Consider the following 23,086-nt stretch of genomic DNA (forward strand, 5'->3'; position numbering starts at 1 on the left):
AATTTATATATCACGTCCAACTCGGACGGCAAACTAAACAGGCATAGGGATTTAATAACAAAAAACGAACAGTTATGAAAAAATCACTTTTTATGTTAATGGGATTGCTGCTTATGGCAATGCCCACTTTTGCACAGATCGGTGGTATCGAGGATTCTGTAAACGATGTTTCGGACACCATCAGGACCATCTTTCCAATAATTTTAGGCGTCATCTTCCTTGTCGGTTTCCTTTTCAATGCAGGACACTTCTTTGGCGAAAACGCAGATCTAAAAAAGGGAATTACTAGAGTTCTTGTATTTGTCCTTATCGCCGGTGCGGTAGTGGGCATATTTACCTATCTAATTTCAATCGTGGTATAGTGAAGCGGTTCGAAGTATATAAGAATATCAGGAAACAGGCGGTCATTTTTGGACTGCCCATTTCACTTTTTGCCCTAATGATGATGTCCATACTTGCGTCATTGATGGTCATCATCTTCTCGTTCAGCTTCGGGATGATTATAGGCATATTTATTTTTAATGCTGCGCTCTACGTGGCATTGACCCGAATTACCAATAATCCACAGCTATTTCAGACGGGGAAGGTTTTCCCAAGAATTATAAGTAATAAACGAAATTCCGACCTCGGTTATGAATAAGATCAATCTTTCGGCATATCGGCCAATTGTAGATATTAAGGACCATATCGTTTTTGCCAATAATGGCAATGTAGTCCTATGCTATGAAGGAAATCTACCGGAAATCTACACCTTGTCTGAAAAGGATTTTGAGGATATGCACGGTGCCTGGTTTCAGGCCTTAAAATCTTTGCCCGTTGGAACTGTAGTTCACAAACAGGATGTCTACCTCAAAAAATCCTATTCCTCGGAGCAACTTCCGAATGCAACTTTTTTGGAAAAGGCCACACACGAGTATTTTAAGGGACGTGGTCATATTGAACATCGTTGCTATTTGTTCTTCATATTGACCAAAAACAAAGCACTTAACAACCCAAAATACGTCAATCCCTTCCGAAAAGTTGCAAATGGAATTGTACAGGAACTGGATGGCAACATTAAAAGCTTCGTCAACTCCGTAAGCGACTCGGTTTCCTTTATAAACAATAGCCGGAAAGTATCTCTCAGAACATTGAATGAAAATGAAATCGTAGGTCTCACAGAGACTTATTTCAATGGCTTCAACGAAGGCTTTGATACCGATATTTTACTGGATAAGAAAAGTGTCAATATTGGTGAAAACCATTTTGATGCCCTGGCCATCAATAGTGAACTGTGCTTTGGCGAAAGCGTACAGAGCAGTAAGACCAATGAAAAATTCACTTCTGACGATTTTGTGTTTCATCAAGGGTTTATTGATGGCCTAGGGCTTACGCTAAATGAAAACCATATCGTCAACCAAATCCTGTATTTGGATGACAAACAAAAGTGGCACAAGCTGCTCGATAAGAAAATTGAGGAACTGAACAAGAGTTCGAATTTTGGTTCACAGAACAAAGTGGTTCTTGGAAAGATCCAGCACATTCTTGACCAAATCAATGCCGATGATAATGCGCGGATTATCCGTGGTCATCTCAATATTGTCTATTGGGCCAAAGAATCCAAAGAGCTCGACAAAATAACGTCAATGATAAAGACCGAATTCAAGGAACTGGATATTATCCCCTACTATCCCCGTGGCGAAGAGCGCAAAAATTATATATTGAACAGTTACTGTTGCTTCTCGTCCAATTTCTCGAACAACGATCTGTACGTTACCGATTTGAAACACGCGCTGTGCCTGTTCATAAACAACACGAATTATAAATCTGATACTACCGGCATCATCTTTAATGACAGGGAACATAATATTCCAGTTCTAAAGGATGTTTGGGACGAAAGAAAGAAACGCATAAAGGCAAGGAACTTTGCCATTTTCGCACCCACAGGCGAGGGAAAATCCTTTTTGGCCAATAACATCCTGCGTCAATATTTTGAAAGTGGCGTTCGTCTGGTCATTATAGATTTGGGGGGCTCGTATACCAAATTCGCAAAACTCTATCCCGAAAAATACACGGTGCTTCGCTACGAGAGCGGAAAGAATTTGGGCATCAATCCATTTTATATCAGTAACCAAAATGACCTGACACCGGAACGTCTTGAAGATCTGTCCGTGTTCCTTTTTGAATTGTTCGCTTCGGATCTAAAAGTGACCAAGGCACAATCGGTTTCTATCAAGAAAATACTGCGCCATTATTACGATAGCACTGTGGAAAATCATTCATTGGAAGGTTTCTATAACTTTATCGAAAAGAATCGGGAAGACCTTCTAAATACCCTTAAAATCCATCCCGACTACTTCAATGTTATAAGCTTCCTGCACGTAATGTCCGAGTACGTCGGCGATGGTCTATATAGTTTTCTTTTTGAGGTAAGTGAAGACCAAACCTACAAAATCGAAGACAAACGATTGATAGTTTTTGAACTGGATGAAGTCAAGGACAACAAGGAAATTCTGTCCGTAATGTTGAAACTGATAAAATCCGCTATCCAAAGAACTATATGGAAAAACAGAGCAGAAAAAGGAATTATCCTTTTCGACGAGTTTGCCAAACAACTGAAATTTGAAAATGTACTGGAAAGTGTGGAATTCTATTATCAAGCTATCCGTAAACAGAACGGTGCAATTGGTATTATACTGCAATCCATTAATCAGCTGCCCAACAATTCTACCTCTGCAAGTATTCTGGAAAACACACAAATCATTTATAGCCTTAACAATGAGAAAGGATATAACGAACTGGTCAAAAGGCTTAACCTTTCCAGCCACGACCTGAACCAATTAAAATCCATTAAGAACAATCTTTCCGGGCCAAGGAAGTACACCGAAATGTTCATCAAAATAGGAAAGGAAAGCAACATTTTTCGGCTCGAAGTCCCAAAGGAGGTCTATGCTGCCTATCTAACGGATGGACAGGAAAACGAGGCCATAATGGCGATTTACGAAAGGACCCAGAATATGGAAGAAGCCATTAAAGAATTCACATCTAAAACATAATAAAATGAAATCACAGATTCACGAATACCAAAATAAATTTTTAGCGATGAGTAAAACAAAAATCCTAATTATCGCAATGGCATTTATTTTTTTATTGCCTGCACCTGCCATGTGCCAAGGAATACCGACTTATGACAACACCAATTTCATCAGCTTGGTAAAACAACTTATAGAATCTGGTAAGCAGACCGCGAACATTATCAAAACCGTAAAGTTCTTGAAAGCACAAAAAGAAAATTTTGAAAAGGTCAACGATGTGGTCAAGCAATTAAGAGCCGTGCGACAAATAGGACGCAATAATCAGCGCCTTATCGATGTGATGCAGGATGATTTAAGAAACATCCTTGATAGCCCCTACATCAAACCCGAGGAAGTGGCAAGGGTTTCGGAATCGTTCACTGCAATAATAGAAAATTCTTTGGACACCATGGATTTTATAGACGAAATCCTATCCAGTGATTATCTTAAAATGAGCGATGCCGAACGCGCCGAAATTCTAAAGGAAAAAGAGCTGGAATCTAAAGAAATGGTTTCCAATATCACTACTAAAACAAGACGCTACAAGGATATTATTTCCTTCAGGAAAATGCAGGATAAAATCAATAACCGCGAAACCGAATATTAAAGATGACGGCGACCATCATATTAGGGATAGGACTGGAATATATAGATACTGTTTTCCAGACCATACAGAACAGCAGCTTCTCGGAATACACTATTGCAGGAATCAAAGCGCTTGCTGTTCTGTTCTTTCTGGTCAATATCCTTAAAAAATATAATGAAGGGATTGCGGATAAGGATGGCTACACCTGGGGATTAAACCCTGGAGAATTGGCTAAGAATTTTGCAATAGTTGTATTGGTCATTTTTTCATCACAAGTATTGGGATTATTTGATGGCATTTTAGTAGCAATTGAAGGGCAATATCGCGGCACAGCACCAGCACTATTGCCATTACAGATGCAGGACATTCCCATAGAGGAGGATATCAACTTTATAGGAGCAGCGCAAGCAGCTATGGCATTGCTCTATGAAGCCCTTATAACGCCACTATATGGTTTTAAAATATTCGCCTTTATCATAAGTATCATTCTTTGGATTTTGGATTTGTTTATCTATCCATTATTTCTTGCAGAACGATATTTTCTATTGGGAATAATGCAGGCATTGTTCCCATTGGTCATAAGCTTGGCAGTATTTGAAAAATTTCGATCACTGGCCTACACGTTTTTCAAATTGTATGCTGCAGTTTATATGCTCGTACCCGCCTTCTTTTTGGTCAACATATTTGTGAATGCCATTTACACCGAAATCAATACCAATTTCTGGACAAATCTTTTTGGTACGGATGTAGGTCAAGGCTTTTTTGCCCCTGTGGTACAGCTTGGATCTGTGGGTTTCATTGTCTTCCTGAAATTCAAATTATACAGGCGCGCCACGTCTTTTACCCTTAGATTGTTTACTAGCTAATTTAACTTAAAATGAAAACAGCATACAAGAATATTTATAACGTCCTAAAGCTAAACCGATTCATCGTTTTGACGGTCGTCTTTTTTGCTTTGTTGTCCAGCACCTTTTCGGTTTGGATGGCTTTTACGGCCAATAAAAATGCGCTTAATAGTGCGTTTGCCATCAATACCGATGGGAGTATCATTCCGTTAAAGCTTGTAACCCAAAAAGAGAATATCAGGGTCGAAGCTTTGGCCCATTTGGAACTGTTCCACAATTACTTCTATAATATTGATGCCAGTAACTATGAACGTAATTTAAAAAAAGCACTTTGGCTAGGTAATAGTTCGGTGGATAATCTCTATCGCCAAAAAAAAGCTGATGGTGTCTATAATCGATTATTGCAATATTCCTTGGTTCAAAAAGTGCTGAGCATCGATTCACGGATAACAGAAAATAATGGTTCCTATGGCTTTACGACTACGACCATTTTTGAAATCAATAGAGGGTCTATAATCGACACCTATGAACTTGTTTCCACTGGCAACCTAGCTATGGTCGATCGAAACTTTCCAAACAATCCACATGGCCTATTGATTACTGACTTTTTCGAGAACACTTTAAAAAAACTTAACGATGAAAATAGAAAAAAATAAAATTGTCTTTGCTGCAGTCCTGGCTGTGATATTCCTGTTTCTAATTTCCTATTCGGTAATGGTAATGGGCGATGATGAAAGTGAAAATGAAAACCTGGAGCAAACCTTAGTGCCCGATTTGGAAGAGAATCAAAAAGAATACAATTCCAAACTGGATGCCATCAATGATTTGAAAGAAGTGCGTGAGAACAATGCGCCGAGTATTTATAATGAAAAACTGATTGATTCCCTTGGCTATTATAATCCAGATCTCCCTGAACTTGAAAAAGAGCATATTGTGGATAGCATCTATGCAGCAGGGAAAATTAAATATTCTAAATCGTCCTATCAGAATCTTGGGGAAAGAAAAATAGGCCCCAAAAAAGTTCAGGAAATAGATTCCGCGGAAATAAAACGGGAACAAAAGATTGAAAGCAAAGAACTGGGTTTGGAGCATCAATTATTCTTTGCTGCTTCGCCTAAACCAAACGACATTTCAATTATCGGGAATACGGATGCTACGATTTATGCAGTGGTCGACGGCGACCAAGTAGTCCAGGCCAATTCACGATTGCAGATGCGGTTGACCAACAGAGCGACTATCAATGGCAAGGTAATTACTAAGAATACACCTGTTTTTGGTTTCATCAGCTTTCAGCCCAATCGTGCCCTGATCGAAATTGAAAATATTGACCATCTTCCTACCAAATTAAAGGCCTTTGATGTTCAGGATGGTAGTGAGGGGATCTATATAGAAAATAGTTTTCGGGAAGAAGTAGGCACCGAAGTCCTGAACGATATTATTCATGACATTAATATCCCCAGCGTTCCCCAGGTGAGCGGTGTGACCAAAGTACTTCGACGAAAGAATCGAAACGTAAAAGTTACCGTACTGAACAACTACAAACTGATTTTAAAACCAAAGCTATGAGAACATTTATATTAATATCTACTATACTAATTTTCGCTTTTGCATTTCGATTATGCTTTGCGCAAGCTCCAGCACAACAGGCAATAGTATTGGATACTATCTACGCTAATGACCAAAAGAATGTGGCACTCTTTTTTCCCGATCCCATTCGCCAAGGAATTACTGGGTCCGATAACTTCATCTTTACCTACAATCGGGAAAAAGAACAATATTTCGGTTTGCTTCAGGCAAAGCCCGGAAAGGAAAGCAACTTGCTGGTAGTCAATAGAAATGGTTCAATTTTTTCGTATATTGTAAGGTATAAAAAGGAGCTTTCCAAGCTGAATTATTTTATACCGGATTCCAGTAGTATAGGCAATGAAAAGCCTCAGGCCCAAGTAATTGTCAGTAAAGATTCACTTGTGGATACCATTGACAACAAAACGTTTTATTACAAGAAAATTTGCGCATACCTTCTAAACCAAAAGCAGAAAATAGGGAAGTTAAAAAAGGGTGGCGAAGATATCCTTTTAAGTGTTGAAAATATTGTTTTTGATACCGAAGAACTCTACTTCGTTATCCAGATTGAAAACAAATCTACTTTGGATTACGATTTGAATTTCTTAAAACTCTCGGTTGAAACAAGACAGAAGGGAAAAAGGAAATCTTTACAGAAACTATTCTTGAAACCACTGTTTAAACACCACCTGCCTTCAAGGATCAAGAAAAGCGAAACGGCAAGATTGGTGTACGTCGTTTCCAAATTCTCTTTGAGTGATGACCGCATCGCTGTCCTTGAGTTAAATGAAAAGAAAGGAGAACGAAATATCGAGCTAAAAGTCTCACATAGATATATTAATAACCCAAATTAAAATATTATGAAAACATTGATCACTTCCATATTGGCATTCTTGCTGATCGCCTGTTCTAATAAACAAGACCTATCTCATACAGAGACAGTGAAGATAGTTGTAGAAAGTTTCTACGCCAAAGACAACACTACTTTAAAAAAGCATACCACCTCTGATGGTTATAGTGGTTTAATAATGATTCAGAATTTGGTTCCCGATGAGGAAAAAGGTGCCAAAGTTGAAATCCTGGATGAGGCCATTGAAGGTGATTTGGCTTGGGTGAAATACAATACTTCCTATGACAAAAATCCTGGGGTTTTTAAACTGATTAAAGAGAATGGCCATTGGAAGGTAACCAGTAAAGGACCTAGGGAAAAGGGTCCCTTTTGAAGGCACTAACAAATTATTTAAATACATCCTTTATTTGAATGGATATTTCGGAGTGATGGTTTCAAACAGGAACCAAAAGTGGCACTATTGCACCGAAACCGGAAGCACAAAACGAAAACCGAAGTATCCACAAGGGAGGAGACCAACAAGTGGTCCATGCCAGTAAGGAACTGGGGAATCATTCTATATCAGTTCCTGACGATCCCTGCTCGGCCCGTCAGGCGGATATGAAAAAGGGTCAGACTTTAGATAAAAGTCCAACCCCTGTTATTTTAAACGTGCACATGTTTACGGGATAGTGTCCTTTTCACCATCATCAATTTCAAGCCTTGCTAAAAGAAGTATTTGAACTTAAAAACATTTGCGAATCTTCCGTCATGAACTAAAGCTTCAAAAATATCACCCGGGGTTAACTCTTTAAATAAGTTCATATCCTTCTCTCCAAATACCATTAATGTACAATCCTCACAGCGGATCTTGATTAATGTGGGGTTCACCTTATCCCACCCAGTATACCTGTCAATTGCATCATTGCCATGAATGATCTCCCGTATTTGTAACCTCACTTTGTGTACACCGGGATTAATAGTTTCTAAAATCATCCTTAATTTGAATTTTTATAAACCTCACTTTGTAGTTAGTTCCTCTTATTTTTTAATTTTCAGTCCTTTTGGTCTATTTGTAATATCAAATATTCCGGTATTTCCAAGAATTAATATAATTCCTGAAGAAGCTCTATCTTCATATTCTTCATTTATGAACGTCCGAGTAATCTTCCCGTTTTCGAGTAAATGGTTTATTGTCTTCTTGAAAATCTCAATCTTAATTTTTTGAGACCTTTTATTTGATGTAATTCGTTTAATTCCTGACCAATCTACCTTTTCGATTTTGTTTGTTTTTCCATCATCTCTTTTAATTGTTTTTCCTTCCAAGGGCATTACATAATTTTCCCAAATGTTTTCAAACGAGTTTGATTTAGTACTTCTTTTAGTTTTTTTGGAATTCTGAACTGCAGGAACGTGAATAATCTCAATTTTCAACTTCTTGGCAACTTCAAGGGCATTATAAATTGTCCTGCCATCTGTTGCAATGATTGCTTTAGTACAGTCAAAATAGTCCTTTGCACCGTGAAGTTCCATTACCATTTGTCTGTTTATTGGTCGATTCGAGCCACCATACATCTTTACTTGAATTGCAATTTTTTCTTTGCTTTTGGTTGCAAATACATCAACACCGTAGTCGTTTGAATATTGAGAAACGGTAGTTTTGTAACCTTTGGTTTCAAAGTGCTCTGCTACAATATGTTCATATTCATCAGGTCTCATCCCGTCAAGTTTGCAAATGGCCTTACACCGAATTGTTTAATGTATTCGCTCAATAGTTGTTTTTCAATTTCTCTTGGGTCGTCATTCGGTGTTGGCTTCCAACAAAAGATTAATTCGCTATGGTTTTTAAGTTGCCAAATTAGCCTCCCTCCCCAATGTCCAACATTTTTAGTTTCTCCAAATCTCAGGTATTGACCAAGTCTTGAATTTAATGTTGCCGTTCCTGTTAGACTTCCTGCCTTGCCGATATAAACTACTTGGGAGTTCTCGACATGGTTGCTTTTTAGTACTGAAATCGAAACATTTGGGTCTTTTCCCTTAAAAAAACCTCCTACTCCTGGATTAATGAATTCTACTTTCTCAGAAGTCGGATTAATTATAAGATAAACCCCTTTAATTTTTGGAATGCAGGACTTATCACTCCATAATTCATGCACTGTTCTAAAGCCTATAAATCCGTTTCTCTTGATACTATTAATGTCATTGAAATTCACAATCCTTATACTTGAATTTTTGAATCTAAATTCTTTTCATTTTACCATTAAGCTGGAAGACGTAGCCAAAAGGTCTTTTTTCTTCAGATGCAATTCTGCAAATATCATCCCAATTTTTAGCAAGAGCCTGCACCATTTGCCAAACACTTAGTCCGTGCTTTTTAGACGGGCCACGAAGAAAGAACATTCCAACACCATTCTTTTGATATAATTCCAATTCGTCTTTTCTTCTTGAAATGTTTAAATCTTGGGTAATTACACAACTACGTTCCTTACCTACTTTTGGAATCCATTCCTTATCCTCAGCCCCATAGTTAAATGCCTCTGGCAAAAATTTAACCGTAATATCATACCCGGTTTTTAAACCCTCTGGAGATTGAATGGTATCAAAACCATGGGCCAAATGTCTGGGCATATTTTCATCCAAATAAACAATCATGCCGCTTTACAATATTCTAATGCATGATTTACCTCCGCTTCCGAAATCTGATATACATGTGCTATATAAGCTATGGGATCGCCAGCCTTATGATGATTATATATTATTTCTGGATAAATATTTTTACCATCAATTACTGGATGGCCAAATCGTCTTTTAGGGTCTACTAAAATTGATTTATCCTTTCCTATTGGCCAAAATCTCGATGCAAGGTTGTCTTTGTCAAATTCAAGATTAATAAAGAATATTTCTATTAAGTCTAGATTAAATTGTTTGGTTCCGTTTAACTCAATTATACCATCGATAGTTTTTAAAAAAATATGTTTTCCATCTGAGTTTATTCCTTTAAGAACTTCTTTTCTGGCAAATGGAAAAGCGGTTGAATACATTTTACTTAATTCCCTATGAGCTTCTAAAACCTGCCTAGGTTTCACACCTGCTTCAGAGAAACGCATCATCACATAAAATTCGATAAAAGTATGAAAGCTTACTGCTCGTTTACCATTGATGTCCCACGAATATTTTGAACCGAATTCCTTGCCAATTCGTCCATCCCAATATTTGTTCATCCAAGTATAAACCTTACGATATGGAACACGAAGAATTATCGCTATCTCACTAGCGGAGTAAATGCCTGACCCTATTTTTGGTTTATTCTCGAAGTTCATTGTTTTATTTATAACTCAAATTTACAAAATAAATGAACTCAATAGACTCATTACACCGAGGTAGAGAATCTCCTATATTTTTATTTTGTTCATGCTCACAAGATGACGCTTTAAAAAGACCAAAATATTCTGACCCTACATTATATATTAATTTGTCGGGTAGTCCGTATTCATTTCAACTCCTTGATAGCATCAATTAAACCGTAATACAACAAATTATCTGCCACCCTAGCTTCAGGGTGCGCATATTTAATAAAGAACTTACCTGTTTCATACTCATAGTATTTCACACCTCTAGTTGTATGCATCCATAATTTGTCCTGTGCGAAAGGAATTAGCGTGTGGAAAAAATTAGAGGTTTGAGTTCCACATGCAATTATTAAATCAGGTTTTAGTTGAGGATTGTTATAATACAATTTAAATTGCCTATTTAAAAACTCTTTGTCTTTTGATGAGTCCTCCCAAAGGGACTTAGCATTGGATGTATGCCCACCAGGTGTTTTCTTAATGTTCATTACACCAATAAACCTTAACCACTCTTTTCTAATCTTTATATTTTTAATAGGCTCAATTTCATCCCATTTGAATTCCTTTTTCATGTTATGAATGCCGCATGTCCATTTGGCAATATTATCCCAAGTCTGGGTTCTGCCTCCATTTCTAACAAATTCCTTTAGGTTAAAGCCTTCCTTAGAGTTTACCTCCTTTAGTAAAAATAGAATCTTTATGTCCGCATTTAAATAAGATTTTGGTTCTACAATACCATCCTCACTTAAATTAGGGGTAGTCTTTCTCCATTCGTTAAATAATTCTTTTTCCTGTTTCTCTATGGAGGCTATCATAATTTCATTTTTAAGCCTTTTCCGGCAATCGATCTGAATGTTTTAGTTTTCTATCTAATTCCCTTAAATGATTGGCTGTAATTGTAGTCCATATATCTCTATAGGATTTTCGATTATTATCTTTTAAAAATTTATTTATATACTCACCTGGGCCATTATATAGCACCTCCAATGTACCGTCAGGCTCTAAATGTACAGCTATAAAATGTTCCAAATCTATATTATGCGGGTAGCTGAAATTGTATGCCATACTGGCCTTTATTTGAACCTTTTTATTAGTTGGCCTATGAAAGCCATCATATCGGTGTTCATTCTTACCATAAAGTTCAATATCAAATTTTTCACTTACCAAGGCTTCACCAATATCCCCGACCAAACGACCATCTAAGGAGAAATCTAGCTTGCCTTTATATCTCTCTTTTAAAGAAGCTGTAATATCTAATAATTCCTGTATTTCTTTCACTACTCAAAAGTAATTTTATGGACTAAGTTAGATTCTCCTGAAGCATAGCTGAAAATTTTGAGGTTTTAACTTTTGCATTTTTAACTATGTCAGCTGCCATAACTATTTCATTAGTTGTGAGATCTCCTCCTGGTTTTTTTTGACTAATTTTATGAGTAGTTGCAATTAAAATTAAATAATCTCGTCGTTCTTCTAGTAAATCCTTGTATGCTCCATTTTTACTTCTTCTATTTAACCCTATGGTTGCAATAGTTTTTTTTCCTCTATGCCTTCTATCCTTTCCGTAAGCGACTTCTTTTCTAAATCCAATTAATTGTCGAGGATTTTCAAAGTACGGATTGATAAAAAATGGTTTCTCCAATCTAATATCATAATGATGATTTAAAGCTCTTCTTTCAGGATTTCTAACAGGAAAATAATTTTTTTTATGTCTTTGATTGCAAATTTGACAAACAAGCAATAAATTACTCCAATCGTAAGCTAGCCAGTAATAACCAGGCCTATTGAAGTCATCGGTTTCATTTTGACGATAACCACCTTTAGGCCGAAAGTGTTCAACATCACCATAGGATATACTAATAATATTTTGTTCACAAAATGCACATTTCCCATTTTGATCAATTCTTAATTGTTCTTTGATATTCGCGCTTGCATAAATATTATTTTCAAAAGTAAATGTTTCAGTACCCTGGTCAAAATCATTTGGGGTCATATCATAATTATTGCACATATTATATGTCCCATTGCTTAATTTACAATTTCCTTGTTGGTCTAAAACGGATGGAATAGCTCGGTTTTTTTTAAGTTTTATCATCTATTTTTTCTGTTATTTTTCTAATAAGTAACATCGCTTTTATGTCATTTACTGTTTCACCTGTTGGAAACACCCCAAAATCATTTTGAAATTCTTTTAATTTTAATTCATCACTTTCAGTGATTTCTTCCTTTTTCAGTATTTCCTCACGTGTTTCCATGTATATATCAAGATTGGAAGGACGTGCAGTCGGCAGATCAAAGTATTCACTTACTAGAACCTGGTCAATTCTCCAATTCTCTACAATGTGATTTCCATCATCAATAACCACATTATCACCTTCTTTTCTAAGTAGGAGTAAATTTGCATTTTTGGTGTTTTGTACAATCAATGGACTATGGGTTGCAACCAAAATTTGACTATTAGCGTCATCAAGATTAAACTCCTTTAAAAGATTTATAAATTGACGTTGCCAAATAGGGTTTAGATGAGTGTCAGGTTCATCAAAAATATAGAGACTATCAGATTTTCCGGTAAGCAATAACAGACCTAAAATAGTTAGGATTTGTTGCTCACCTTCGCTTAATTCTTTAAAATTATGATTAATGCGAGCTCCATTTTTACTGATAACTGAGTCAATTTCCTTAATTATTCCAATGGTATCAGCGGCATGTAATACATCAAATAAATCAGCTGGAGTTGGAAAATCTTTAGCCAGGTCATCTTTTAAACTGTCAAAGTTTATTTTATCCAATAGCAGAATTTCTTCATTATTTTTATCGTCAACATAGGCCGTTGGTAAACTGGTAGAAGAGTTGTTATCATATAAGAGTCTTAGAAACTTATCGAGTTTACCCTGAATTCCCCAAAATGGATTTTCAACATCATTTTGTATATTTTCAACAAGTAAGTCTGCATTTTTATCTGGATAATTTTTAGAAAACTCCGGATTTTTAAATGTAATATTTACTTTAGTATTGGCTTCAACTCCAACATATTTTTGGAATAGCTCCTTTATTTTTTCAGCATATTCCTTATCGTTTTGAAACACCCAAAGTGTAAAGAATAATAATTCTCCAAGGTTCTGGTCAGTAAAGAAAAACTTACCCAATGTTGGGAATTTGGAGTTCTTATTATTTTTGATATTGTTAATTCTTTTCTCTGCGTGTTTTCCGAATAAACCTTTAATTCTTTTGTTTTCTCCGGAGTAATATCCAATAACAAAGTCAGGTAGATATAGATGCTTATTTACTTTTAATTGATTAAAGGTCAGTTTAATGTCGCGATTTATATTTAAGTCATGCCTTTCAATTAAAAGAGAACTACTGTTTTTTTCTATTGTAAGTATAGAATCACGACACTCATATTGAATTTTAAATAGAAAGTAGATATTGGTTTTGGCAGAAAAAAAATAGTCCTCATTTGCAGCTAGGTCTAATTCCTTTAATATTAAAACAATAATCTCCAATAGGTTAGATTTTCCCAAACCATTTTGTCCTATTATTAAAGATGTTAGCCCTTTATTAAACGTAAAGGTTTGATTCTTTAAATTTTTATATTCAGATACCCAAAGACTTTTTATTTTCACTTTCTCCCTTTGTTTTTCTTTAATTCTTCTATCTCTTTTAAAAGATTAACTGCATCTCCATCACTATCCAACTGCGCTACCAACTCCCCTTTAAAGGCTTTATGCAGTATAGCTTGTGGCAATGTATCTATTTTAGTTTTTAAGGATTGGTATTGTTGTTCAATGGCATCTGCTTTGGTAAATAAACTTTCTACGCGACGGACGATTTCCTCTTGCTCTTCTATGGGTGGAATTGGTATTTCAAATGATCTACATTGAGTTAATGAAATATTTACTTGCCCTACAACCCCTCTTGTTTCATTAACCAATTTATTTACTGATGAACCTTCACAGAGGAAATAGTACAAAAATTTATTATTCAAACACTCTTTGACTCTAAATAAGGTGATAGCTTGGTTAATATTACATTCAGGAAATTCTTCAGGTACAATTGCAACTTTATTTAATGGTGGACCTACAATATTCATCAATACATCATTTGGAAAACAAATTGACTTTTTACATTGTGAATTTTGAATTTCTTCAGAAATAAATTGAGGCTTATAATCAAATGAAATTTGTTGATTTACAATATTATAAACTTTAAAAAATGGAATTCCAGATTCAGCAAAATTACTTCCTCTTGGAGTTCCCCCACTTTGTACCTTTTCACAACAATCTTTTGCAAATTCTACTTTCCAGTCATTTAATTGTTTCCCCTCACGCCATTCCTCCGTCAACTTACCGGTAACTGCTTGTGTCAACACCTGCTGCCTAAAATCTTTTAAAAGTTGTGGTATGTGCTCCAAGCTTTTTTGCATGGTCGCCACCTGAGCCATTAATGTATCGACTTTGGCAACGATACGGTCTTGCTCAGGGCGTGGTGGGAGAGGAATTTTAACTTCCTTTAGGATTTTATAATGTCGGCTGTATCCCAAGTCTGGTATAGATAAAGCTTTGAGGTAATGAAAAAAAAATTTTGAGTTGAAATTTTCATTTGGTTTCAAAATCTTAGTTCCATCAGCTCCAACTGCGAACTGGAAGTCTACATATTTTATTATCCTTGTGTGGTCACCGAATATTACGATGGGTAATTTTCCTTGATATATTTTTTCAGCATCCTCAATATAACCAGAAATTAAATCTTCTCCTTGGTCTACCACAGGAAATGTTCCTGACAATGCTAGACCTTTGGTTTTATGCTTAATATATTTTGGTGTTTTTTCTAATGAAACTTCAAAAGGAATTGTATCCCATTTCTTGTGTAGTATTGGTTGTACTTTTTGAAAATCAATATCTCCTCTACTAGCCATTATCCCAATTCCTTTATCATCGCCTGCAACTGCCGGGTAATGGTTTCTAACTCCGTTAAGGCCTCTTTGGCAATCTGTACTGGTTCCCCCAAATGTTCTCCATTGCTAACACTATCATCCGCTATTAGCCCTAAATCCAAGGAATCGTTCTTTTTGGCTATGGTTTCGAGGTCAATATATTGCCAGCGCTCGTTGGTAATCCTTTTTCTAGAAGTCTCGTCAACGGTACCGTCAAATTCATTCGATAACTTTTCGGGTTTTACCCCTCCTGTATAAGCCTCTATAAACTCATTAAAAGCCGTTCGGGTAAACGGGGTACGTTTGCCATAACTGGGCACATTGGTACGCATATCATAAAACCATACCCCCTTGGTATTTTCTGTTTCAGTAGTGCCCCTGGTAAAAAATAGTACATTGGTCTTTACCCCTGCAGCATAAAATATCCCTGTGGGTAGCCTTAGAATGGTATGTAGGTTACATTTGTCCATTAAATCACGACGTATTTTTTGTCCGTCGCCATCCTCAAACAATACATTATCAGGTAGCACAACGGCAGCTCTTGCCTTACCGTCTTTCTTTAAACTTCTATAGATATGCTGCAAAAAGTTGAGCTGTTTGTTACTCGTAGGGTAGGTAAAGTCGTCCCGAGTAGGGCGTTCACCCCCTTTTTTGGTACCAAAGGGTGGGTTGGCCAATACACCATCAAAATTATTAAGGTCTTTGCCCATTTCAGTAAGCGTATCACCTAAAATAATTTCACTTTCCATGCCGTGTAAACGGGCATTCATCAAGGCCAAACGGTGGGCATCGCCTACCAACTCTACCCCACTAAAGGCCTTTTCTACCTGAAACTTTCGGTCCTTTTCACTTAAATTGAAATAGTTGTCATACTTGGTCCGAAGGTATTCATCGGCAGATATCATAAAACCAAAAGTACCTGCTGCAGGGTCGTTCCATCGTTCTCCCAATTTTGGAGACATGAGTTCTACCATAACATTGATCAATGGTCGTGGCGTAAAGTATTGTCCGGCACCACTTTTCTTTTCACCAGCATTTTTCTCCAATAGGCTTTCGTATATGTCGCCCATAACATCACGGTCTGTCTCCTCATACCAGTCCAAATCATCAATGGCCTGTACAAGGGTGTTAAAATTTACGGGTTTGCGAAGACTGGTAGAAGCGTTGGCATAGATTTCTTTAATGCCAGCACTGGTGGTTTCATTACTCACTTCCGCCAAAAAGCTGCGATACCTTTGAAAAGCCTCGTTATTATCGGTCTCTTCCACAAAAGAACGCCATCTATAATGTTCCGGAATATGCTGCTCAAAGTCCTTAACTTCGCTTAACTTAAGGAATAGGATATAGGTTAATTCGTTCAAATACTGGTGATAGGTAACACCATCATCCCGCAATACATTGCAAAGGTTCCAAAGTTTATTTGCTATTTCGTCTGCACTCATTTATAATCTTCTTGTATTAAGTTAGGCAACATATAAATTATCATTGATGGTCTTTAATAAGTCATCCAATTGTTGCTCAAATTGTTTGTTTATTCTGTTGTAGCCACCTTCACTTTTAAAAGGTTCCTTGTCCAAATCTTCCTTGGTCAGTATGGTTTCGGCCAAAAGTTGTTTTTGAAATCGATCCAACCATTTTTGTTGAATTCTGTTCCATGGTTTCATGTTATTCACCTTCTCAAAAGCACGGTTTACCCGTTCTTCATGCCCCACTAGATCAATATCCAAGGAAAGTGTGCGAATGTAAGCAATAATATCTGCCGCTATGTCCTGATTCTTTACATCTCGCCACGCGGCATTAAGCGTTTTTGCATTATAACCTTCTTGGTCCAATAATAACCGTAGTTCCTTTAATGATTGCCTGTCCAAAGTACTGGGGCTGGAAACGATCACCTTCAGGGCGGCTATCTTGTTTTGATTTTCCTTTAGGAACTTTTTGAAATTCTCAATATAATCTTCTGGTTTTTTGGCATTGCCATAGTCCCTATCCGTTCCCAGATATTCATCGGCATGGTCTGAGATAAGCTGATGTTTTGGACGATACACTTTCTTGTCCAAATAATTCCAAAGCCCTTTAAATTCTTTGATAATTGCCTTTACTTCTTGGGCACTGGCATTTTTAATGGCTTGTATCACTTCTTTAGGCTCCTTACCACCTGCCATATAGATAAATTCCTCTAGACTATCCTCCTCAATTTTTTTTCGTTTACGTTGCAATTTCGCAATCAGTTGCTCCCCTTGTGTTTTTATCCGTTCGTCTGAACTGATATCGTCCAGTTCGTTTACCAACTGGGTAAAAGAGGTATTGGGGTTAGAGACGGGTTTCATTTGGGTGTAGTCCTGAAGGGCTTCGTGTACCCTGACAGCATCGAATATCTTAAAGTCTTCTTTATTAATTTCGGGACACAAACGGGTTGCGCGGCCAATCATTTGTTCATATAAAATACGGCTTCCTACACGGCGTAAAAACACCAGATTACAGATTTTGGGAACATCTATACCAGTGGTCAATAGATCTACAGTTACCGCAATATTAGGAAACTTCTCATTTTTATATTCCTTGGTCAATTGTTCTGGATCATAAGCTGCACCCGTAATTTTTTGAATGGCCTTTTGAGGGACTTCCAAACCGATGTTTTCAAATTCTTCATAAAGCATATCCACGATCATATCGGCATGGGAATCACGAACGGCAAAAATCAAAGTTTTTTCCTCGCTATCAGGATCAAGGTGTTTCACTAATTCCTGTAACACCTTTCGGTTATATTCTGGGGTAATAACAAGTTTATTGAATTGTTCTATTTCTACCAAAAGATCGTCCTCTAATTCAGCCAGTTCCTCAATTTTGTTGGTTTCTGGATTAAATACCTTGGGTCGCTCCCCTTTTTTCCAAAGGATACCTTCTTCGCTTAAGCGTGTTTTGATACGGTATGGTGGCTCATGATCTGATAGAAAACCATCAATAACTGCTTGGCGATAAGAATAAGAGAAAACAGGTTTCCCGAAAATCTCTGTGGTATGCAAAGCAGGTGTAGCCGTAAGACCGATAATGTAAGCGTTAAAATATTCGATGACCTTTTTATATTGACTTACGTAATCATCTTGATTTTTAAATTCTAGGTCTTCCTCATCCAACTCTTTGTCCAGATTATATCCTCTGTGAGCTTCATCTATGATTATGCAATCATAGGTATCAATTGAAAGACCATCATTTTCTCCATAGAATAATCTCTTAACCATACTTTGAACGGTTGCAAAATGTAAACGGGTCTCTGAGTCCGGTATAAGGGTTTTTGTATATTCCATTTTATAGACCTCAGAAAAGGTATTGATGCCCTCAACTTTATTGTCCTGGTAACTTCCAAATGCCTGTTGAGCTAATAGCTTTCTATCCGTAAGGAACAGGATGCGCTTGAATCTATTCGATTTTATAAGTCGGTACGAAAGTCCAATCACTGTTCTGGTCTTCCCTGTTCCTGTTGCCATTACTAACAAGGAACGATGCTCCTCGAAATTGGTGGTAATATTTTTTTCTACATTTTTAATGGCTTCTATCTGATAATCCCTAAGTCCTAAACCATTGGTATCTTGTAAATAATCATAATCACTAAGTTCAAGCTTTTTATTTTCTGCTTCAATATCACGCTCGTATAGGTCAACCAATCCTTTGGGTGAGAACCAACCCCGAAGCGGTTTGGCGTGACTGCGTTCGTTGCGTATATCCAGAAACCAAATACCACTTTTTGTTCTAATTTGTTCTAGATAGTCACGGCCGTTCGTCGAGAATAAAAACGGGACCTTATACTCTTGCCATTTCCCTAAAGTTTCAAAATCTTCCGATTCAACCAAGCGTTTAGCATAAATGTTTGACTGCCTTAAATTGGTAGAGATGTCACTGGCGTATTTTTTTGCTTCAACAATTGCATATAATGTTGTACCTACAAACAGAGCATAGTCCGCCCATTTACCATCACAGGGCCATTCGGCTATGGCCATATTTCTCCCTTTCTGCGGTAGTGTTTTATTTGTTTTGTTATTCAATAATAGGGTGTCGCACTCCCAACCCGCTTCCTTCAGTTTCGGGTCTATCAATGTAATACGGGTATCTTCTTCGGTCAAATCAAGATTTCGAGCCCTATTATCACTGCGTTGTTTTCTAGATTCAACCTCCTCCTTACTCTTATTGAGTTCTGCAATCTTGTTCTTATAATTCGTTAATTCCTTTGATAGCTTTTCAAGCTTTTCTGAAAGTGCATCTGATGCAGTGTCTTCCTTTTCAGGAAGGGTATAGGACGTTATTTCTATATAATCCTGTTCATAGGTTTCATAGAACCATTTGGCCAACTGAAAGCATTTTTTTAGGATAAAATGTGCCTCTTGAAAGGAGCCAATACCATCATGACTGGCTTTGTTGCCCGATTTGCGAACGGTATGCAGAATGCTTGCAATAATATCCGGGGCAACATTCACATTGGCCAAACGATATATTCTATCGTTCTGTGAGCCTGAAAACTCGCCTAATTCTTCAAATTCCCAAACTAATTGGCTCAGTTTTTCAGAAAATAAGCGGGACTTAGCCAATGAAGAACTGGGGTCAATATAGATTAACTTCTCGGAAAGTTCGCTGATAGCGAATAGGTTTGGGTATTGCTGTTGAAGAAAACTAAAATTGGTATTCATTAAGTTGGTCTGCCCTGATATAATATTACTAAAACTACATTTTATATGGTTTAGGGGGAACTTCGTTTATTGTGAGAATAAATATACAATTCTAAACTATAGAATCATCTGATTTTTCATTTTCTTCTAAAATGAATCGCCTGGGTAGTCTTAACCAACAGAATGGTTTATTAGAATTATGATTTCTTTAAGTGTAGCCCTACCCGTTTTTTGGACTTTTAAAAAATCAAACTTAGGTGCTGTTCTTTTTTATTGCAATATTGGCGATTATTTTTATTTTACGAAATAATCCGATAGTTGCCCGTTATGTCTTAATTCTTCCAATAATTCATGCTTATATTTTTTAATTTTATTGTAAATTTCAATAGCATAGTCATCTTCATCAGACCTAAAACTTATCATTTGACTATCAGAATTAAGATATCTTAATGTAATTCTAGAAAATTGTTTGTTATCCCTACCAAATCCATTTTTGTCAATTTGAATTGATTGCAAACCTAAGATCAAAACTGTGATTAATTCTGAATTTCTCGGCTTTATTTCTAAAGTGTATTCCATAATTGCCTTATCCTCAAAAATTCTACAACGTTATTAACTAAATATTTTTTCTATGTCTAATATAGTCAATCTTTGGTTTCGTGAATTGCTTGTTGATCAATTGGATTAATACAATTGATTTTGATAGGAATTCACCAAATTTTCCTTCTTGTAATAAGGTCTTTTTTTTGCTAACCTCGGGCAAGCACCGCTCAACATCTGATTTCGCGTTGAACAAGAGTTTCCTTCCTTTTGTGATATTAGTAATTTGATCCTGGAGGCGTAAATGGTGGTCTTGATTAAATTTAAATAGGTGGATGCCTAGTCAATATTTGTGTTCTTTTATGCTTCTTTTTCAGTTTTAGATTTAATAGGCTGGAGTTATGAAAAGGAGCTCAATTTGGTGTGCTTCTTTTCTAGGATAATTTTTAAAGGCTTTCCATATCTTTTAATCTTAGGGTTAAAGTTACACATCTGGACGCAGGTTGTAGGTGTGGTGAGCCTGTGGTGCATCTATGGTGTTTTTATATCCACATGGGGTTCTTAGTGATGTAATACCAATGAATCTTTGGTAAAAGGCAGGGGTATCCAAGTGGTTCAGGTGTGGTGTTTTTAAATATCCTTTTTTGTTATAACCCTATACTCAAGTTCTTTAAACCTTGTAGTAATCCTTTTTATTTTATTAAGGATTGTATCAATTCCTCTTAATGAAAATTCATTGTCTTGTAAAGCTTCAAAAACTAGAAGGTCGTTAGCCGTAGATTTAACCCAATCTACATCTGTTTTATACCCAAAAAGAGCTAGGGCATCCGTTTTAATCACGAAATTTTTTAGATGTCTCTTGTCGATATTCATGGTGCTACATGAACCTATAATTATAATTCTGCCTGAACATTTGTCCTCCAATATTTCAGCTAATTCATTAAGGGTGATAGCACGATCTACCAGGTGTACTAGATTTTCGGTACCATGAAAGGCGAGGTATAGAATTGGGTAATCAGAATAGGCCTTCAGGCTCCATCGTTCCAAATAATACTCCAATTCAGTTGTGGTGGCGCAATTTTTATGTATATATTTTAAAGTTTGGTGACTTTCTAGTAATTGTAGTACGGGCTCTATGGTAGACCGTTGTTTGAGATTGCTGTCCCACAAGCCTTCTAGGCAAAAAACATTTTTTGTCTCTGTGTTTTTCCTCATAATAGTCTGAAAAGTGTAAGGTAGTTAAAATAGGGTTGGCCCTTATATTAAACACGTTTTGACATATAAATTACTACTATGTCGTTCTTATTGCATAAGCGATCTGTCAATAAAGGTGAACAATTCTTGATTAACTTGTATGTAGGCTGAATTCAAAATATTTTTTGCTGTTCTGTAGCCACCGGTATTTGGACGCGAGGTAATTTGTCCAAATTCTTCCGTTATTCTTTCTTTCATTCCATTTTCATAGTTATAAATCATAACAGAATAACCTGCTACTGCATTCCATTTCCCTTCTGGAAAAATTCCCCATGCAAATTTGCCATTTGAACTTCCTATGCCAACTTTCACGTCAGCCCCGAATGCAGCGTGATAAGCGGAAATTGCAATTTTAATTGTGAGTCTGTTGTCTTCTGGGTTTTGGTAAAATCTATCACTACCTAATACATTGAAATTAGCTGAAGGATATGTTTTACGAATAAGGTTTGTGAGATTTTCAACTATTATCTCACTTTCACATTCTACTCTACTATTGGTTGTAATAATCCTTGTATCGAATAGAACAAGGTCAATCTCCTTGTTTTCAAGAAATCCAGTTCTCTGAGTAGCTATTTGTTCTTTTTGACACCACACATACATTTTCTGGGAAAATAAACTGGTAGATAGGAATAATGATAATAGGGTAAGTTTAACAATTTTTTTCATATTATAATTATGGTCGTAGTTGAAATTTGGTTGTTTGAATCATCCTCTTATTAAAGATTCATTTAGCTGATAGACAATCATTTGTTAGCAATGATTTAAATATTGTTTTAAAGATTCAATACAATCATCTAGCTTTTTGAAGCTCATATTCTTGTCATATGTGGAATACGAATAGTGATTATTTTTTGAACTATAAATTATGCTACCTTCTCTTTCTCCTGGGAATTGAATTCGATATTCAATAAATTTTCCAGTTGTAAATGACCATCCATTGGTTTCTCTATCTATTTTGTATCCAGACGAAAGTTCAGTATTAGACCAATTTTTTAAATCAATAGTTATTTGTCCTTGAATACTTCTTTTTGTCTCACTGTTAATGTAATTGGAATTTAAGAATTCTATAATACTCTCAATAGAGTTAAGTTCACTACCATATTTTGTTTCATTTACTAAAAAAACATATTCCTCATTACTATCAATTTTTAAAGCAAGTATGTTTTCATCTAAAAAACCGTGTTTGAATAAAAAACTGCCGTCACTGCTATCAATTAAAAGAGCTTCCTTTCCTAAGTACTCCCATTTTGCTTTAGAGACTAAACCATTTTTAGAAATCAATAATTCACAATTATCTCTAAAAATATAGACCATTTTAATATTGTCATTATTGTCAATGACCACCCAATGGTTATTGGTTAACATAGTTGTGTTATCTAGCTTTTGAGAAAATCTCTGAATTTTAGGTATTATATCTGCTAAATAGGTTTTCATTTTTCTTTTATTTCAGCTAAAAATTGAGCACTGCTTTTGATTATCCT

25 protein-coding genes are annotated in these 23,086 nt (G+C 36.2%); 9 read left to right on the forward strand and 16 right to left on the reverse strand.

Features of this window, described 5'->3' with window-relative positions:
- The first annotated feature begins 74 nt into the window (after window positions 1-74).
- The 9 genes from U735_RS0121640 to U735_RS0121680 are packed head-to-tail and all read left to right on the forward strand — an operon-like array spanning window position 75 to window position 7,270.
- Window positions 75-362 (forward strand): hypothetical protein, encoded by a 288-nt coding sequence (locus U735_RS0121640; RefSeq protein ID WP_031445819.1) that lies wholly within the window; start codon window positions 75-77, stop codon window positions 360-362.
- Entirely contained in the window at window positions 362-640 is a 279-nt protein-coding gene (locus U735_RS0121645; protein ID WP_031445820.1) for a hypothetical protein, read from the forward strand. The genes U735_RS0121640 and U735_RS0121645 overlap by 1 nt, the downstream gene beginning before the upstream one ends.
- The gene (locus U735_RS0121650; protein WP_031445821.1) at window positions 633-3,035 is read left to right on the forward strand and encodes a TraG family conjugative transposon ATPase; all 2,403 of its coding nucleotides are present in this window, start codon (window positions 633-635) and stop codon (window positions 3,033-3,035) included. Before U735_RS0121645 ends, U735_RS0121650 begins: the two co-directional genes overlap by 8 nt.
- Before the next feature lie 46 nt (window positions 3,036-3,081).
- Entirely contained in the window at window positions 3,082-3,660 is a 579-nt protein-coding gene (locus U735_RS0121655; protein WP_031445822.1) for a hypothetical protein, read from the forward strand.
- A 2-nt stretch (window positions 3,661-3,662) separates the two neighbouring features.
- Entirely contained in the window at window positions 3,663-4,505 is an 843-nt protein-coding gene (locus U735_RS0121660) for a hypothetical protein (RefSeq protein ID WP_031445823.1), read from the forward strand.
- Window positions 4,506-4,516: 11 nt separating this feature from the next.
- Window positions 4,517-5,140 carry a conjugal transfer protein TraK gene (locus U735_RS0121665; protein ID WP_031445824.1) on the forward strand — a complete coding sequence of 208 codons (624 nt, stop codon included), beginning with the start codon at window positions 4,517-4,519 and terminating at the stop codon, window positions 5,138-5,140.
- The gene (traM, locus tag U735_RS0121670; protein WP_031445825.1) at window positions 5,121-6,050 is read left to right on the forward strand and encodes a conjugative transposon protein TraM; all 930 of its coding nucleotides are present in this window, start codon (window positions 5,121-5,123) and stop codon (window positions 6,048-6,050) included. Before U735_RS0121665 ends, traM begins: the two co-directional genes overlap by 20 nt.
- On the forward strand, window positions 6,047-6,901 hold the full coding sequence (locus U735_RS0121675) for a DUF4138 domain-containing protein (RefSeq protein ID WP_031445826.1): 855 nt from the start codon (window positions 6,047-6,049) through the stop codon (window positions 6,899-6,901). Before traM ends, U735_RS0121675 begins: the two co-directional genes overlap by 4 nt.
- 6 nt (window positions 6,902-6,907) lie before the next feature.
- The gene (locus tag U735_RS0121680; protein WP_031445827.1) at window positions 6,908-7,270 is read left to right on the forward strand and encodes a hypothetical protein; all 363 of its coding nucleotides are present in this window, start codon (window positions 6,908-6,910) and stop codon (window positions 7,268-7,270) included.
- A gap of 332 nt (window positions 7,271-7,602) precedes the next feature.
- Here U735_RS0121680 and U735_RS0121685 read toward each other — a convergent pair whose 3' ends face one another.
- The 16 genes from U735_RS0121685 to U735_RS25105 form a co-directional block, all read right to left on the reverse strand.
- Window positions 7,603-7,872, reverse strand: coding sequence for a hypothetical protein (locus U735_RS0121685; protein ID WP_031445828.1), 270 nt, complete (start codon window positions 7,870-7,872; stop codon window positions 7,603-7,605).
- 45 nt (window positions 7,873-7,917) lie between these two features.
- Window positions 7,918-8,595 carry a restriction endonuclease gene (locus U735_RS0121690; protein ID WP_034248673.1) on the reverse strand — a complete coding sequence of 226 codons (678 nt, stop codon included), beginning with the start codon at window positions 8,593-8,595 and terminating at the stop codon, window positions 7,918-7,920.
- On the reverse strand, window positions 8,592-9,089 hold the full coding sequence (locus U735_RS0121695) for a hypothetical protein (protein ID WP_031445830.1): 498 nt from the start codon (window positions 9,087-9,089) through the stop codon (window positions 8,592-8,594). The genes U735_RS0121690 and U735_RS0121695 overlap by 4 nt, the downstream gene beginning before the upstream one ends.
- Before the next feature lie 25 nt (window positions 9,090-9,114).
- Window positions 9,115-9,528, reverse strand: a complete 414-nt coding sequence (locus U735_RS0121700) for a PIN-like domain-containing protein (RefSeq protein ID WP_031445831.1) — start codon at window positions 9,526-9,528, stop codon at window positions 9,115-9,117.
- Window positions 9,525-10,196, reverse strand: coding sequence for a DUF433 domain-containing protein (locus U735_RS0121705; RefSeq protein WP_031445832.1), 672 nt, complete (start codon window positions 10,194-10,196; stop codon window positions 9,525-9,527). Before U735_RS0121705 ends, U735_RS0121700 begins: the two co-directional genes overlap by 4 nt.
- A 170-nt stretch (window positions 10,197-10,366) precedes the next feature.
- A complete protein-coding gene (locus U735_RS0121710; protein ID WP_031445833.1) occupies window positions 10,367-11,038 on the reverse strand; it encodes a hypothetical protein in 672 nt (223 codons plus the stop codon).
- A gap of 10 nt (window positions 11,039-11,048) precedes the next feature.
- Entirely contained in the window at window positions 11,049-11,501 is a 453-nt protein-coding gene (locus U735_RS0121715) for a DUF6998 domain-containing protein (protein WP_031445834.1), read from the reverse strand.
- A 22-nt stretch (window positions 11,502-11,523) separates the two neighbouring features.
- Window positions 11,524-12,315 carry an HNH endonuclease family protein gene (locus U735_RS25100; RefSeq protein ID WP_051892280.1) on the reverse strand — a complete coding sequence of 264 codons (792 nt, stop codon included), beginning with the start codon at window positions 12,313-12,315 and terminating at the stop codon, window positions 11,524-11,526.
- On the reverse strand, window positions 12,302-13,843 hold the full coding sequence (locus U735_RS0121725) for an AAA family ATPase (protein WP_031445836.1): 1,542 nt from the start codon (window positions 13,841-13,843) through the stop codon (window positions 12,302-12,304). Before U735_RS0121725 ends, U735_RS25100 begins: the two co-directional genes overlap by 14 nt.
- Window positions 13,840-15,135, reverse strand: coding sequence for a restriction endonuclease subunit S (locus U735_RS0121730; protein WP_051892281.1), 1,296 nt, complete (start codon window positions 15,133-15,135; stop codon window positions 13,840-13,842). The genes U735_RS0121725 and U735_RS0121730 overlap by 4 nt, the downstream gene beginning before the upstream one ends.
- Complete coding sequence (locus tag U735_RS0121735; RefSeq protein WP_031445838.1) at window positions 15,135-16,595, reverse strand: class I SAM-dependent DNA methyltransferase; 1,461 nt, start codon at window positions 16,593-16,595, stop codon at window positions 15,135-15,137. The genes U735_RS0121730 and U735_RS0121735 overlap by 1 nt, the downstream gene beginning before the upstream one ends.
- Before the next feature lie 21 nt (window positions 16,596-16,616).
- A complete protein-coding gene (gene hsdR / locus U735_RS0121740; RefSeq protein ID WP_031445839.1) occupies window positions 16,617-19,832 on the reverse strand; it encodes a type I restriction-modification system endonuclease in 3,216 nt (1,071 codons plus the stop codon).
- 273 nt (window positions 19,833-20,105) lie between these two features.
- Window positions 20,106-20,390: a hypothetical protein gene (locus U735_RS0121745; RefSeq protein ID WP_031445840.1), complete on the reverse strand. Its 285-nt coding sequence runs from the start codon at window positions 20,388-20,390 to the stop codon at window positions 20,106-20,108.
- 591 nt (window positions 20,391-20,981) lie between these two features.
- Window positions 20,982-21,566: a DUF6642 family protein gene (locus tag U735_RS0121750; protein WP_031445841.1), complete on the reverse strand. Its 585-nt coding sequence runs from the start codon at window positions 21,564-21,566 to the stop codon at window positions 20,982-20,984.
- A gap of 87 nt (window positions 21,567-21,653) precedes the next feature.
- On the reverse strand, window positions 21,654-22,271 hold the full coding sequence (locus U735_RS0121755) for a hypothetical protein (RefSeq protein ID WP_031445842.1): 618 nt from the start codon (window positions 22,269-22,271) through the stop codon (window positions 21,654-21,656).
- Window positions 22,272-22,355: 84 nt separating this feature from the next.
- Window positions 22,356-23,039, reverse strand: a complete 684-nt coding sequence (locus U735_RS25105; RefSeq protein ID WP_051892282.1) for a hypothetical protein — start codon at window positions 23,037-23,039, stop codon at window positions 22,356-22,358.
- Window positions 23,040-23,086 lie beyond the last annotated feature (47 nt).

The organism is Arenibacter algicola, assembly GCF_000733925.1.
In the GTDB taxonomy this organism is placed as follows: Bacteria; Bacteroidota; Bacteroidia; order Flavobacteriales; family Flavobacteriaceae; genus Arenibacter; species Arenibacter algicola.

What these genes read in the sequence shown, in the direction of transcription:
- U735_RS0121640 (WP_031445819.1), top strand. Translation starts at nt 75, where the DNA reads ATGAAAAAATCACTTTTTATGTTAATGGGATTGCTGCTTATGGCAATG.
- U735_RS0121650 (WP_031445821.1), top strand. Translation starts at nt 633, where the DNA reads ATGAATAAGATCAATCTTTCGGCATATCGGCCAATTGTAGATATTAAG.
- U735_RS0121655 (WP_031445822.1), top strand. Translation starts at nt 3,082, where the DNA reads ATGAGTAAAACAAAAATCCTAATTATCGCAATGGCATTTATTTTTTTA.
- U735_RS0121660 (WP_031445823.1), top strand. Translation starts at nt 3,663, where the DNA reads ATGACGGCGACCATCATATTAGGGATAGGACTGGAATATATAGATACT.
- U735_RS0121665 (WP_031445824.1), top strand. Translation starts at nt 4,517, where the DNA reads ATGAAAACAGCATACAAGAATATTTATAACGTCCTAAAGCTAAACCGA.
- traM (WP_031445825.1), top strand. Translation starts at nt 5,121, where the DNA reads ATGAAAATAGAAAAAAATAAAATTGTCTTTGCTGCAGTCCTGGCTGTG.
- U735_RS0121675 (WP_031445826.1), top strand. Translation starts at nt 6,047, where the DNA reads ATGAGAACATTTATATTAATATCTACTATACTAATTTTCGCTTTTGCA.
- U735_RS0121680 (WP_031445827.1), top strand. Translation starts at nt 6,908, where the DNA reads ATGAAAACATTGATCACTTCCATATTGGCATTCTTGCTGATCGCCTGT.
- U735_RS0121685 (WP_031445828.1), bottom strand. Translation starts at nt 7,872, where the DNA reads ATGATTTTAGAAACTATTAATCCCGGTGTACACAAAGTGAGGTTACAA.
- U735_RS0121690 (WP_034248673.1), bottom strand. Translation starts at nt 8,595, where the DNA reads ATGAGACCTGATGAATATGAACATATTGTAGCAGAGCACTTTGAAACC.
- U735_RS0121700 (WP_031445831.1), bottom strand. Translation starts at nt 9,528, where the DNA reads ATGATTGTTTATTTGGATGAAAATATGCCCAGACATTTGGCCCATGGT.
- U735_RS0121705 (WP_031445832.1), bottom strand. Translation starts at nt 10,196, where the DNA reads ATGAACTTCGAGAATAAACCAAAAATAGGGTCAGGCATTTACTCCGCT.
- U735_RS0121710 (WP_031445833.1), bottom strand. Translation starts at nt 11,038, where the DNA reads ATGATAGCCTCCATAGAGAAACAGGAAAAAGAATTATTTAACGAATGG.
- U735_RS25100 (WP_051892280.1), bottom strand. Translation starts at nt 12,315, where the DNA reads ATGATAAAACTTAAAAAAAACCGAGCTATTCCATCCGTTTTAGACCAA.
- U735_RS0121730 (WP_051892281.1), bottom strand. Translation starts at nt 15,135, where the DNA reads ATGGCTAGTAGAGGAGATATTGATTTTCAAAAAGTACAACCAATACTA.
- U735_RS0121735 (WP_031445838.1), bottom strand. Translation starts at nt 16,595, where the DNA reads ATGAGTGCAGACGAAATAGCAAATAAACTTTGGAACCTTTGCAATGTA.
- hsdR (WP_031445839.1), bottom strand. Translation starts at nt 19,832, where the DNA reads ATGAATACCAATTTTAGTTTTCTTCAACAGCAATACCCAAACCTATTC.
- U735_RS0121745 (WP_031445840.1), bottom strand. Translation starts at nt 20,390, where the DNA reads ATGGAATACACTTTAGAAATAAAGCCGAGAAATTCAGAATTAATCACA.
- U735_RS0121750 (WP_031445841.1), bottom strand. Translation starts at nt 21,566, where the DNA reads ATGAGGAAAAACACAGAGACAAAAAATGTTTTTTGCCTAGAAGGCTTG.
- U735_RS0121755 (WP_031445842.1), bottom strand. Translation starts at nt 22,271, where the DNA reads ATGAAAAAAATTGTTAAACTTACCCTATTATCATTATTCCTATCTACC.
- U735_RS25105 (WP_051892282.1), bottom strand. Translation starts at nt 23,039, where the DNA reads ATGAAAACCTATTTAGCAGATATAATACCTAAAATTCAGAGATTTTCT.